The organism is Komagataeibacter swingsii (genome assembly GCF_003207895.1).
GTDB lineage: Bacteria > Pseudomonadota > Alphaproteobacteria > Acetobacterales > Acetobacteraceae > Komagataeibacter > Komagataeibacter swingsii.
Map to the genome: position 1 here is coordinate 1 of NZ_NKUB01000047.1, position 12289 is coordinate 12289.

At 58.6% G+C, this 12289-nt stretch carries 14 protein-coding genes and 4 pseudogenes; 14 read left to right on the forward strand and 4 right to left on the reverse strand.

Annotation, left to right across the window (positions count from 1 at the left end):
* Nucleotides 1-163 (forward strand): integrase core domain-containing protein (locus tag CFR76_RS16365; RefSeq protein WP_146222717.1); only part of this gene is annotated, 163 nt, incomplete at its 5' end.
* Between the two features lie 46 nt (nucleotides 164-209).
* Here the strand turns inward: CFR76_RS16365 and CFR76_RS16370 are convergent.
* Nucleotides 210-545, reverse strand: a pseudogene (locus CFR76_RS16370) (helix-turn-helix domain-containing protein); the annotation flags it as partial.
* A 241-nt stretch (nucleotides 546-786) separates the two neighbouring features.
* On the opposite strand from CFR76_RS16370, the gene CFR76_RS16375 reads away from it, so the two are divergent.
* Nucleotides 787-1245, forward strand: a complete 459-nt coding sequence (locus CFR76_RS16375) for a tyrosine-type recombinase/integrase (RefSeq protein WP_235450659.1) — start codon at nucleotides 787-789, stop codon at nucleotides 1243-1245.
* Nucleotides 1246-1425: 180 nt separating this feature from the next.
* A pseudogene (locus tag CFR76_RS16380) lies at nucleotides 1426-1659 on the forward strand (type II toxin-antitoxin system Phd/YefM family antitoxin); the annotation flags it as partial.
* A gap of 39 nt (nucleotides 1660-1698) precedes the next feature.
* On the opposite strand, the gene CFR76_RS16385 reads toward CFR76_RS16380, so the two are convergent.
* A protein-coding gene (locus CFR76_RS16385) for an IS3 family transposase (protein ID WP_085948964.1) occupies nucleotides 1699-2786 on the reverse strand; the annotation gives its coding sequence in 2 pieces (ribosomal slippage) (nucleotides 1699-2525 and nucleotides 2525-2786; 1089 coding nt in all).
* Nucleotides 2787-2856: 70 nt separating this feature from the next.
* Between CFR76_RS16385 and CFR76_RS16390 the strand changes: the two are divergent.
* From CFR76_RS16390 to CFR76_RS16415, 6 genes and pseudogenes are all read left to right on the forward strand, one after another.
* Nucleotides 2857-3228 (forward strand): annotated as a pseudogene (locus CFR76_RS16390) (VIT1/CCC1 transporter family protein); the annotation flags it as partial.
* Nucleotides 3229-3305: 77 nt separating this feature from the next.
* Nucleotides 3306-3659: an ArsR/SmtB family transcription factor gene (locus CFR76_RS16395; RefSeq protein ID WP_025440030.1), complete on the forward strand. Its 354-nt coding sequence runs from the start codon at nucleotides 3306-3308 to the stop codon at nucleotides 3657-3659.
* Nucleotides 3656-4078, forward strand: a complete 423-nt coding sequence (gene arsC, locus CFR76_RS16400; RefSeq protein WP_010510570.1) for an arsenate reductase (glutaredoxin) — start codon at nucleotides 3656-3658, stop codon at nucleotides 4076-4078. The genes CFR76_RS16395 and arsC overlap by 4 nt, the downstream gene beginning before the upstream one ends.
* A complete protein-coding gene (locus CFR76_RS16405) occupies nucleotides 4078-5373 on the forward strand; it encodes an arsenic transporter (RefSeq protein ID WP_025440029.1) in 1296 nt (431 codons plus the stop codon). Before arsC ends, CFR76_RS16405 begins: the two co-directional genes overlap by 1 nt.
* A gap of 23 nt (nucleotides 5374-5396) precedes the next feature.
* Nucleotides 5397-6095, forward strand: coding sequence for an arsenical resistance protein ArsH (gene arsH, locus CFR76_RS16410; protein ID WP_025440028.1), 699 nt, complete (start codon nucleotides 5397-5399; stop codon nucleotides 6093-6095).
* An 8-nt stretch (nucleotides 6096-6103) separates the two neighbouring features.
* On the forward strand, nucleotides 6104-7159 hold the full coding sequence (locus CFR76_RS16415; protein ID WP_025440027.1) for an ArsO family NAD(P)H-dependent flavin-containing monooxygenase: 1056 nt from the start codon (nucleotides 6104-6106) through the stop codon (nucleotides 7157-7159).
* Between the two features lie 133 nt (nucleotides 7160-7292).
* Here the strand turns inward: CFR76_RS16415 and CFR76_RS16420 are convergent, their stop codons facing one another.
* Nucleotides 7293-7655: a winged helix-turn-helix transcriptional regulator gene (locus CFR76_RS16420; protein ID WP_010510588.1), complete on the reverse strand. Its 363-nt coding sequence runs from the start codon at nucleotides 7653-7655 to the stop codon at nucleotides 7293-7295.
* Nucleotides 7656-7770: 115 nt separating this feature from the next.
* On the opposite strand from CFR76_RS16420, the gene CFR76_RS16425 reads away from it, so the two are divergent.
* From CFR76_RS16425 to CFR76_RS16440, 4 genes are all read left to right on the forward strand, one after another.
* Nucleotides 7771-8895: an alkene reductase gene (locus CFR76_RS16425; RefSeq protein WP_025440026.1), complete on the forward strand. Its 1125-nt coding sequence runs from the start codon at nucleotides 7771-7773 to the stop codon at nucleotides 8893-8895.
* Between the two features lie 16 nt (nucleotides 8896-8911).
* On the forward strand, nucleotides 8912-10282 hold the full coding sequence (locus tag CFR76_RS16430) for an NAD-dependent succinate-semialdehyde dehydrogenase (RefSeq protein WP_025440025.1): 1371 nt from the start codon (nucleotides 8912-8914) through the stop codon (nucleotides 10280-10282).
* Nucleotides 10283-10742: 460 nt separating this feature from the next.
* On the forward strand, nucleotides 10743-10997 hold the full coding sequence (locus CFR76_RS16435) for an antitoxin (RefSeq protein WP_061498341.1): 255 nt from the start codon (nucleotides 10743-10745) through the stop codon (nucleotides 10995-10997).
* 8 nt (nucleotides 10998-11005) lie between these two features.
* Nucleotides 11006-11395, forward strand: a complete 390-nt coding sequence (locus tag CFR76_RS16440; RefSeq protein WP_053324230.1) for a type II toxin-antitoxin system VapC family toxin — start codon at nucleotides 11006-11008, stop codon at nucleotides 11393-11395.
* 45 nt (nucleotides 11396-11440) lie between these two features.
* Here CFR76_RS16440 and CFR76_RS18565 read toward each other — a convergent pair.
* Nucleotides 11441-11635: pseudogene (locus tag CFR76_RS18565) on the reverse strand (hypothetical protein); the annotation flags it as partial.
* Between the two features lie 202 nt (nucleotides 11636-11837).
* Between CFR76_RS18565 and CFR76_RS17875 the strand changes: the two are divergent.
* On the forward strand, nucleotides 11838-12230 hold the full coding sequence (locus CFR76_RS17875) for a hypothetical protein (RefSeq protein ID WP_146222718.1): 393 nt from the start codon (nucleotides 11838-11840) through the stop codon (nucleotides 12228-12230).
* The last annotated feature ends 59 nt before the right edge of the window (nucleotides 12231-12289 follow it).

Below are 12289 nucleotides of genomic sequence, written 5' to 3' on the forward strand. Positions count from 1 at the left end.
CGGGCTTGGCAGATGGATCGCCCATTATAACGAAAGGCGTCCGCATACGGCGCTGGCTGGACGTACGCCCGATGAGGCGTATCATGACGTGCCGACGCCATCTGGTCCGGGGTTAACCCCGGACCAGATGGCCAACAGCAACGCCGTCAGAATGGCGGCATAACAACAACCGGGTATAGCTTATCAAGCCCACAAAACTGTCCGAACGGACGGGACCACCTCACGCCGTCCCGGGCACGGTCAGGCCCTGTCGTGACCAGCGCCGATAATTCTGCCAGTTGGTCCGCTGTCAGGCGGCAGACCGACCCGTTGCGCCACTGATCGTGCAAGCCATCCGGCCCCGCAGCATTGAACCGGTGCACCCAGTCCCGCAGGGTTTGCCGGTCCATCCCGCCGATCCGCGCCGCTTCGCCCCGGCTGGCACCGTCGCGCACCGCAGCCAGAGACAAAAGGCGCCGTGCAACATTCGCATCCCGCGTACGAGAGGCCAGACGCCGTAACGCAGAAGCCGTATAATCCGTCCGTAAGGCAATCGCACCAGCCATTCCCGATCCTCCCTCTCACGACAGAATCAGAACAGGCCCTTCGCGTCACTTCACAGATGAGTCAGAGACAGTAGCCCTTGGTATAAAACGCGACAGTGATCGGCTTACGCCTCATGTCGGTCATAAGCGGAGCCATTCGGACTTCCAGAAAGCGGACGGTCGGCAATAGTTCTCGTTATCCGCCGATATTATCATCCAGACTTCTGATTGCTGCATCAGCAGCTGATCAGGAGAAAGTATCATGGAGAAGACAACTCGTTTTCCAACGCCTACGCTGAAGAAGTCCGTGCCCTGGAATGCAGGAAAAATGGTTGGCGCCAAGCCGGCGCTCAAAGAAAAGCATGTCTGGGCTATTCGGTTCTGGCTCGGGAACGAACAGCGTGTCAGAGACAGCGCGTTGTTTGATCTTGCTCTCGACAGCAAACTCAGAGGCTGTGATCTTGTCAGTCTTCGTATCGGCGACATCGTTACCAGCGGTCAGGTACGTCACCGGACCATGGTCGAGCAGCAGAAAACCCGGCGACCTGTGCAGTTTAAGATTACGGAAACGACGCGCGAAAGTGTGCGAGCGTGGCTGGAGCATTGCGGTGGTGGCTTGAATGAGTATGTTTTTCCAAGCCGCCCAAGCTCATCTGAGCACAAGGCAAGACGCCCGGCTTCTGGATCAATGGGTTCAAGCGGTGGGACTTATACCTGGTGAATATGGAACTCATTCACTTCGCCGCACGAAAGTTGCCATGATTTACAAACGAACCGGTAATATTCGAGCAGTGCAGATCCGGCTTGGTCATTCAAAACTGGATAGTACGGTTCGATGCCTTGGGGTGGATGTCGAGGACGCTCTGGCACTGTCGGAAGCCACGGATCTCTGAAATCGAATATGCCTCGGGAATTTTTTACCTCATCCCTGTGTGTACATGCTATGATGACACATAAGGAGGAGACCATGAGCCAGCATCTTTCAGATAACGCATCATCTCCACAGAAAATCGGTGTTCGGGAGTTCCGGGGAAACCTGACGGCGTATCTGCGTCAGGTCAGACAGGGTAGCACGATCCTCGTGACGTCTCACGACCAGGTTGTCGCTGAACTGCGGCCGCCAGCTTCTTCCTATGGTAATCCCCCCATTTTTAGTGGGGCATTGAATGAGAATTCAGGCATCTGTTTTTAGTTTCTGGGCGGGGGTTAGCCCGTTGTTCCCCATGTTGGGTCTGTCATGGTTATATGTCCAGAGCCATTGTGTTGCGACCTCCTGCACGTCCTGAATGCTTTCAAACAGATACTGCTCCAGCCATTCCTGTCGGACAGTTCTGTTGTAGCGTTCAATATAGGCGTTCTGCTGCGGATTACCCGGTTGCGTATAGATCAGGGTAATCCCCTGTTTTTCGGCCCATGAAACCAACGTATGACTGACATATTCAGGGCCATTATCCATTCGGATGGCTTCTGGCCTGCCACGCCACTCCATAACCTGTTCCAGACAGCGGACAACCCGACAGGCCGGCAGGGAAAAATCAACCTCGATCGCCAGTCCTTCACGATTGAAGTCATCCAGAATGTTCAGGAGCCGAAAAGCACGTCCATCCATCAGCCTGTCCGCCATAAAATCCATGGACCAGACCCTGTTGGGAAGGGCCGGAACCGACAGTTTTTCTGGCTTTTCGCGAACCAGACGCTTGCGGGGTTTAATCCGCAGGTTGAGTTCCTGTTCCCGATAGATCCGATAAACCCGCTTATGATTCCAGAGCTGTCCCTGCACATTGCGCAGATACAGGAAACACAGACCAAATCCCCATCTCCTGTGAGCCTGGGTCAGTCCCACCAGAAGAGCGGCAATCCTGTCGTTCTCCGCTGCCAGTCGCGGACGATAGCGAAAGCAGGTCTCGGATATCCCAAAAATCCGACAGGCCAGCGCAATGCTGACCCCATGATGCGCCACAGCTTGTGCGGCCAGTTCCCGGCGCTGGGCTGGCCGCTTCATTTTTTTCCAAGGGTTTCCTTCAGGATATCCGTCTGCATGCTCAAATCCGCATACATGCGCTTCAGCCGACGGTTCTCCTCTTCCAAAGCCTTCATCTGACTGATCATCGAAGCATCCATGCCGCCATATTTCGCGCGCCACCGGTAAAACGTGGCGTTGCTGATCCCATGCTCCCGGCACAGGTCAGGAACCGGGACACCGCCCTCAGCCTGGCGGATCACACCCATGATCTGGGCGTCAGTAAAGCGATCACTCTTCATCAGAATCTCCTCAATTCTTACGCTGAGAAAATTCTCATTCAAAAGTCACTCTTTTTATGGGGGAATTACCAGAGGACTGGATGGAGACCTCTCACACGAGGTCGCCGTCGCCCTTATGAAACATGATGCGCTCGGTGCTCATGCCAGGGATGAACTGGGTCTGTCCGAGGCCACAGCGGCAAGACCCATACAGGCGGCATTCGCCTCGGCAACCGCCTTTTCGTCCGGAGCCTTACTGCCCGTACTGGCAGCTGTTCTGACCCCTGTCGCGTGGGTATCCTGGGGCGTGTCCCTGACCTCGGTCGTGGTTCTCGCCGTTTTGGGCGTCGTCGGCGCGCTTGCCGGCGGCGCGGCGCCTCTGCGGCCAGCACTGCGTGTGACGTTCTGGGGTATTGTTGCGATGATCGTCACGGGCGGAATCGGCCGCCTGTTCGGCGTGTGACACCGTATTCCAGGTTTTGAACGAGGCATGTCCTGGGTAGTGTTGACTTCATCCATTATATCCGTGATCGTCGATTTATGGATACAGAATCTGCCCTCGCTGCCCTGAGCGCTCTGTCGCAGTCCACGCGAATGGAGATCTTCCGCCTGCTGGTGCGCCACGAACCGGACGGACTACCCGCCGGAGACGTCGCGCGGCATCTCGATGTCCCGCAGAACACGATCTCGGCCCATCTTGCCACCCTGACCCGTGCCGGCCTGCTGACCTCGCAGCGCCACAGCCGGCTGATCGTCTATCGTGCGCGCCGTCCGCGCTTGCGCGACCTGATGCTCTTCCTCGTAAGAGACTGCTGTGCGGGCAGCCCCGAACTCTGCGCGCCCCTGGTCGCGAACCTGTCCTCCTGCTGCCCATCCCGGGAATCCTGCCCATGACCATCACGATCTACCACAACCCGGCCTGCGGCACGTCGCGCAACGTGCTGGCACTGATCCGCAACAGCGGCGAGGAGCCCCGGATCATCGAATATCTGAAAACGCCGCCGAGCCGGGCCGAACTGGTCGATCTGATCGCCCGTATGGGGCTTCCGGTGCGCTCGGTCCTGCGGGAAAAGGGCACGCCCTTTCACGAGCTCGGCCTCGATAATCCGACCCTGACGGACGATACGCTGATCGACGCCATGATCGCACACCCGATCCTGATGAACCGGCCGATCGTCGTCACCCCCCTCGGTGTTGCGCTCTGCCGTCCGTCCGAGGCGGCTCTGGAAATCCTGCCCAACCCGCAGCGGGGCGCTTTCGTCAAAGAGGACGGCGAGAAGATCGTCGATGAATCCGGAAAGCGGATCTCCTGATGCTGGCTCTTCTGCTTTTCGTTGTCACGCTGGTTTTTGTCATCTGGCAGCCTCGGGGGCTGGGCATCGGCTGGAGCGCAATGGCAGGTGCCGCCGTGGCCTTGGCGGCTGGCGTGATCCACTGGCATGACATTCCTGTCGTCTGGCACATCGTCTGGGACGCGACCTTCACCTTTATCGCGCTGATCGTCATCTCGCTGTTGCTGGATGAGGCAGGGTTCTTCCATTGGGCCGCCCTGCACGTCGTACGCTGGGGCAAAGGGCGAGGCCGGACGCTATTCCCGCTGATCGTGGTGCTGGGAGCGGCCATTGCAGCGGTTTTCGCCAATGACGGCGCGGCGCTGCTGTTGACGCCCATTGTCATCGCTATCCTGACGCAACTGCGCCTGAGCCATGGCGCGGCGCTGGCCTTTATTATCGCCACTGGGTTCGTCGCGGATACCACCAGCCTGCCGCTTGTCATTTCCAACCTGGTGAACATCGTCAGCGCCAATTTCTTTGGCATTGCGTTTGATCGCTATGCCGCGATCATGGTCCCTGTCGATCTGGTGGCGCTGGGCGCGACGCTGGCTGTGCTTTGGCTGTGGTACCGGCGGCAGGTGCCTGCGACCTATCCCGTCGCCGAACTGCCAGCACCCGCTGCGGCAATTCGTGACCACCATGTATTTCGGGCGGCATTTCCGCTGCTGGTCCTCGTTCTGGCGGCCTATTTCCTGACAGCGCCGTTTCATATCCCGGTCTGTGTTGTAGCCTGTCTGGCCGCCGGAACCCTGTTGCTCGTCGCCGGATATGGCCGGGTGATCCCTGTTCGCAAGGTGCTGATGGGCGCACCATGGCAGATCGTGATCTTCTCGCTGGGCATGTATCTGGTGGTGTATGGCCTGCGCAATGCCGGGCTGGCCGACTACCTTGCGGCCGCACTGGTCTGGCTTGGCCATCAGGGGCCGTTCATCGCCACCATCGGCGCCGGCTTTCTGGCGGCTGTTCTGTCGTCCATCATGAACAATATGCCGAGTGTGCTGGTCGGGGCACTGGCGATCCAGCAGGCGCACGACATCACGCCGCTGACACGCGACCTGATGGTCTATGCCAACATCATCGGCTGCGACCTCGGGCCGAAATTCACGCCGATCGGCAGTCTCGCGACACTGCTCTGGCTGCATGTGCTGGCGTCCAGGAACCATCGGGTCACGTGGGGGCAATATATGAAGGTGGGTCTGGTGATCACACCTCCCGTCCTGCTGGTCACACTCCTGGCGCTGGCCCTGTGGCTGCCTCTAATCAGCCAGCCGTAATGCATGAATGGACCGATATCACAATGACTGAACCTGACTTGCCGGCCCTTCACCCCGAATATCTTGAACAGGTCGATCTCGCGCGGCTGGAACCGCAACCGCGTGTGGACCATCCGCCGCGTATCCTTCTGCTCTATGGCTCTTTACGCCCCCGATCCTTCAGCCGGTTGCTGGTGCTTGAGGCAGAACGCATCCTGAAGGTGCTGGGGGCCGAGACACGGGTGTTCGACCCGACCGGCCTGCCGGTAGCGGATTCCGTGCCCGCAAGTCATTCGAAGGTGCGGGAACTGCGGGAACTCTCGATCTGGTCTGAAGGCCAGGTCTGGTGCAGCCCCGAACGGCACGGCAACATCACTGCCGTGTTCAAGAACCAGATCGACTGGTTGCCCCTGACGGAAGGCTCGATCCGCCCGACGCAGGGCCGCACGCTGGCGGTCATGCAGGTTTCGGGCGGATCGCAGAGCTTCAATTCCGTCAATGCCCTACGGGTGCTGGGCCGGTGGATGCGGATGTTCACCGTCCCCAATCAGTCCAGCGTGCCGATGGCCTATACCCAGTTCGGTGACGATGACCGGATGAAGCCATCCCCCCTCTATGACCGGATGGTAGATGTCATGGAGGAGCTGATGAAGTTCACATGGCTGCTGCGCGACCGGGCCGACTACCTCGTTGATCGCTACAGCGAACGCAAGGCGGAATTCCGTCTCCCGGAAAGTCTGTGAGCCGGGCAATGGCGGAACAGTTCGATGTTGTGATCGTGGGAGGCGGTCAGGCGGCCCTCGCCGCGTCGTATTTTCTACGACGGACCGGACTGCGTTACGTCATTCTTGATAACGGGACGCAGGCGGGTGGTGCATGGGTGCATGGCTGGGACTCCCTGCATCTGTTTTCACCCGCGTCCTACAGTTCGCTGCCCGGCTGGCCGATGCCAGACACGCCGGATGGCGGCTATCCGACCCGTGACGAGGTGTTGGACTATCTGCGCCGCTACGAGGCGCGCTATGCGCCGCCGATCCGCCGTCCGGTCATGGTCGAGTGTGTGGAGCGCGCGAACGGAAAACTTCTGACTGTCAGAACCAGCGCGGGTGATTTTCTTGGCCGTGCGGTTATCGGGGCGACCGGTACGTGGTCAGCCCCCTTTGTTCCCGATGTCGCGGGGCGTGACCTCTTCGGCGGGACGCAACTCCATTCCAGCCATTACCGGAATGCCGCGCCCTTTGCCGGCCGACGTGTACTGGTGGTGGGTGGGGGCAACTCCGGGGCACAGATTATGGCGGAGCTGTCGCTTGTCGCTCAGGCAACATGGGTCACGCTGCATGATCCCATCTTTCTGCCCGATGACGTGGACGGACGGGTCCTGTTCGAGCGGGCGACCGCTCGCGTTCTCGGCGGCCCGTCGGCCATGCCCACCAGCGGCTTTGGCGATATCGTCATGGTCCCACCTGTGCGCGCCGCCAGGGAGCGAGGCGTGCTCCACGCGGTGCGCCCGTTTGTACGTGTGACGGCGACGGGCGTCGTCTGGCCCGACGGGCGGGAAGAAGCCATCGATAGGATCATCTGGTGTACCGGCTTCCGACCCGCGCTCGGTGTATTTGCATCACTCGACGTGATCGAGCCGGACGACTTGATCCGTGTTAACGGGCAGCAGGCCGTCAGGGAGCCACGTCTCTGGCTGCTGGGTTATGGCTCCTGGTGTGGGCCCGCATCCGCCACGCTGCTGGGCGCCGGCCGTGTCGCCAGATCCATGGTCCGGCAACTGGCGGCCTGGCTTGCGTCGCCGATATAGAAGGTCTGCTTATCGAAACTTTGAGCAAGTCTGAACACGGCCGAGAAGAGGGCGACTGCCGCCAGTCTGCTTAATTCTTGAAGCCGACAGGCAGATTGCTGCAGGAATTGTCCATAACGCTTCGCCGTCAATCTCAATCAGCAGCTGTGTTCCGCTGGACAGAATGCGCATACCGATCCCCCCACTTCTTGAGCGCCTGAATAACTGGCTTCAGCGTCTTTCCCAGCTCGGTCAGGGCGTAGTCCACATGCGGTGGCACCTCGGGAAAAACGGTGCGTGACACCAGTCCGTCTGCCTCGAGTTCGCGCAACTGATTGGTCAGCATCCGCTGCGTGACGTTGGGAAGGCGACGGCGCAGTTCGCCGAACCGCAGCACTCCGTCCTCGAACAGGTGATACAGGATCAACGCCTTCCACTTCCCGCCAAACAGTTCCAGCGTGGCTTCCACCGTGCAACCGGGGCTACAGGCCAGCGTGGTGTGACGAATGCGGGGCATGGTATCATTCCTGACACTAGTGGCGGTTTATGTGCGTTCTTGCGCACACCGCAGGCTGGGTCAATGTTTACATACGGGCCGGACAGATGGCCTGCATTTATAAACAGGGTTGATCATGTCTTCATCTTCTTTATTCGAACCTGTGCGACTGGGCGACCTGTCGCTGGAAAACCGGATCTTCCTGCCACCACTGACACGCTGCCGCAGCACCCAACCGGGCGATATTCCCAACGCGCTGATGGCCGAGTATTACGCGCAGCGCACGCAGGCGGGTTTCCTGATTACCGAAGGTACGCAGCTCGAACCCCGCGGGCAGGGCTATGCCTGGACGCCAGGCATCTATTCACCCGAGCAGGTCGCGGGCTGGAAGCTGGTCACCGATGCGGTACACGCAAAGCGGCGGCCCATCTTTGCACAATTGTGGCATGTGGGCCGCGTGTCCCACCGGGCATTGCAGCCCGGTCATGAGGCACCGATCGCTCCGTCCGCGGTCGCGGCAACAGGCGTAAACGTGTTCATCCCCACGGGGCCGGGTACAGGAAAGCTGGTACCCCCTGATGTGCCACGCGCGCTGACCATTCCCGAAATCCATGAACTGGTGGAGCTGTACGCACAGGCAGCCCGCAACGCCCTGTCAGCCGGTTTCGATGGCGTCGAAATCCACGCCGCCAATGGCTACCTGATCAACCAGTTCATCTCCGAACGGGCCAATTTCCGCACCGATGCCTATGGCGGCAGCCTGTCCAACCGCCTGCGCTTCCTGCGCGAGGTGGTAGAGGCCGTTTCCGCCGTCGTCACCCCCGACAGACTGGGCGTGCGGTTTTCCCCGCTGTTCGGCACGACCACGGAAGAGCGCGTGTATCTTGGCCTGCTGGAGGACAATCCAGCGGAAACCTATACGGCGGCCGTGCGCGTGCTGGCGGACGCGGGCATCGCCTATGTCTCGCTCGCCGAGGCTGACTGGGACAATGCGCCTGAAATGCCGGACGCCTTCCGCGCCAGCGTGCGCGACATCTTCGGCGGCCGCATCCTGTGCGCGGGCCGTTACGACCTGCACAAGGCACAGCATGTGCTGGCGCATGACTGGGCGGACATGATCGGCTTTGGCCGGAAATTCATCGCCAATCCGGACCTGCCCGCGCGGCTGGAACATAACTGGCCGCTCAATCCGCTGGACCCGGCGACGATGTACGGCGGCAGCGCGCATGGCTACACCGACTACCTTTTCCATAATCAATAAACAGGGAAACGGACCAATGAGTTTTTACCAGACCCTCAACCCGACAACGGAAACCGTGGAACGCACGTTTGAACTGCATACTGCCGCGCAGATGAAGGCGATTATCGATCGCGCGGACCATGTGTGGAAGACCGACTGGAAGAAGCGCGACATCGCAGCCCGCAAGGTCATCATGTCAAAGGCTGCCAACCTGCTTCGCCGTGACCGCATGACACATGCACGCCTGATCGCGACCGAAATGGGTAAGGCGCTGCCTGACGCGCTGGAAGAAATCGACATCACGGCCGACATCCTCTCCTACTATGCCGAGGGCGCGGAGAAATTTCTCGCTCCCACGCCCCTGAAGGTCAAGGAAGGCCATGCAAAGATCATCAACCAGCCGCTTGGCGTAATCTACTGCATCGAGCCTTGGAACTTCCCCTATTACCAGCTTGCCCGCGTGGCGGGGCCGAACCTGATGGCAGGCAATGTGGTCATCGCCAAGCACGCGCCCAACGTGCCGCAATGTGCGCTGGCCTTTGAAAAGCTGTTCCACGAGGCGGGCGCGCCTGCTGGTGTCTATACCAACATCTTCCTCGACAACGATCAGTCCGCCGAACTGATCAAGGATTTCCGCATCCGTGGCGTCGCCCTGACGGGCAGCGAACGCGCGGGCCAGACGGTCGCGGCCGAAGCGGGTGCGGCGCTGAAGAAGGACACGATGGAACTTGGCGGTAGCGACGCGTTCATCGTGCTGGATGACGCGGATCTTGAACTTGCCGTGAAGTGGGCGACATGGGGCCGGTTTGCCAATAACGGGCAGGTCTGCACGGCGGCCAAACGGATGATCGTGCATGAGAAGGTCTACGACGCCTTCCTCGCGGGTCTGAAAACCGCGATCACGCAGTTCCGCATTGGCGATCCGCTGGCTGAGGGTACCACCCATGGCCCGATGAGCAGCAGGAAGGCACTCGACACCGCACTGGCGCAGACTGACGAAGCGGTCAAGGCAGGCGCAACGTTGGTGGCCGGGGGCAAGCGGATGGAGCGCAAGGGTTTCTTTATGGAGCCGACTATCCTGACCAACGTGTCAAAGGACAATCCGGTCTTCTATCAGGAGATTTTCGGTCCCGTTGCCGTCGTGCATAAGATCGCATCGGAACACGAAGCCATCGAACTGGCCAATGATTCTCCTTATGGCCTCGGCGGGGCCGTGTTCTCGCGTGACCTTGGCCGGGCGGAACGGGTGGCCGAAGCGGTCGAGACCGGCATGATGTTCATCAACACGGCCACGGCTGCGGCCCCTGAACTGCCGTTTGGCGGGATCAAGAACTCTGGCTTTGGCCGCGAACTGTCCTTCCTCGGCATTGAGGAGTTTATCAACCGTAAGCTGATCCGCGTTGCCTGAAGATTAGGCGAACGCCGCTTTCTGTCCCGGATAAAATCCTGTCCGGGGCAGAGGTGTGCTACTCATCAAGTTAAATGCCACCTGCGGCTCAAGTGATACGAAGAAATGGTATATGCCTGCTTTGGCAACCGCACGATTAGTCATCGAATGACCGGAACTAGGCGTAAGCGGAATGCCTGGATCTGTCCGCGTGGTTGTCGGGACTTCTGCTTGATTGGCAGATTTATCATCATCTTCTGGTTTTCGACACACGGGGCCTTTTTTTATGGTCTCCAACCTACTTGCGATAAGTGGAATTATCGCACGTAGGTATGGGGAAGGGGGCCTGTTTTCGATAAAAGACAGAGTTTGAAGTTAGGTATGAAATAAAGTAAGTCCATACGGCCACGCGTGGGTTTGATGTTGCGTCGTTTGGATCTAAATGATAGATATCAATGATACCTACTCCAAGGAGGTGGACATGTCTGATACAGCCAAAATTTTTATGACCGGTCGCAGCCAGGCCGTGCGTCTTCCTGCAGCTTACCGATTTGACACATCAGAGGTCACAATCCGCAGAGATCCACGTACCGGTGATGTCATTCTCTCGCCGCGTCCCCTGGGGTGGGGTAAGGCACTTTCTGCCATCCGGCAGGCCAAAGGGACTGAGCTTTTCCCTGAAGGTCGCAACCAGGATCAACAGGACAGGGATCCATTTGCTGTGTGCCTAACGTGATTTCTTATATGTTCGATACCAATACAATAAGTGATATCATACGCGCGGACGAAAGAGTGCTCTCACACGTGGAGGCGCTTGATCCAGGCCGGTGTTGTGTCTCGGCCGTAACCGCCGGAGAAGTTGCGTATGGACTAGCCAAACGCCCATCGGCAACTCGATTACTGCGTCTGACACGCACTGTCATGGATCGGCTGACCATACTGCCCTGGGATCATGGCGTAGCGGAGCGCTACGGCAAATTACGCGCTGAGCAAGAGCGGCATGGTCAAATTCTTGGGTCTTTGGACATGATGATCGCCGCACATGCCCTGACAGAGCATCTCGCGTTAGTGACCAGTGATCAGGCTTTTGCTCAGGTTCGGGGACTTACTGTGCTGAACTTTCGAAATTCGTGAAAACTGAACAAACGCTTATTACATTGTCTCTCAACAAACCAGAAATCAGAACATAGCGTTGACTGCAAACTGCGGGGAAACCTGTATACTTTTGTTGTGACCTGCAAAATAGAACGCAGAGCCGACGATTACCCCCCAATTTGCATTCCAGTTATATTCAAATGCAGGCGCGATCTGCCAGTCTGTTCCGGCTGTTCCTGTTTTATGAATATACGTGCCGTTATTATCATGCCCCCGCAACCACTTCCATCATAAATCTCTCATCATCGACGTCTGATCGCCATGAAATGCTGGCTTATCAGACAGTTGCACGTGTCCCGCTCCTCGAAAGAGGGGCGGGTAATCGCGCGCGTCCGCACCACGCCATGGCCAACAGGGCCGCCCCAACTGGTTTCTCCGATCCGTTCAAAACGTAACGTAGAAACTAATGAGGAATATCATCATGCGCGATGACGCAGTGAGAATGCTGTCGGGGCCAAATCAGAGGGAATGGTTAGCACGCAATACCAGATATGACCCGGAGACTGGCCGTCTTCTGGTATGGAACATCATTACATGGAAATGGTGTCTGGCGACCTCGGAAAATATCCTGGAGCTTTGTCCTCTGAGTGTAAGGGGCTTTGGGGATCCGGATGACATCTGGACGGACGTCCGCAGTAAGGCCAGCAGGCAGTCTTATGATCCGCAGCAGCGCGGCGATACTCCTGATTATAGTGAAGCGGAACGAAGTGCGTGGCTGAGGGAGAGCCGCCGCCGGAAATGCCTTCCCGAACGCATTGAAATTTTCAACGTGATTGAGGTGGACCCGTCCGTTCGGACAGTTTTGTGGGCTTGATAAGCTATACCCGGTTGTTGTTATGCCGCCCTTCTGACGGCGTTGCTGTTGGCCCTCTG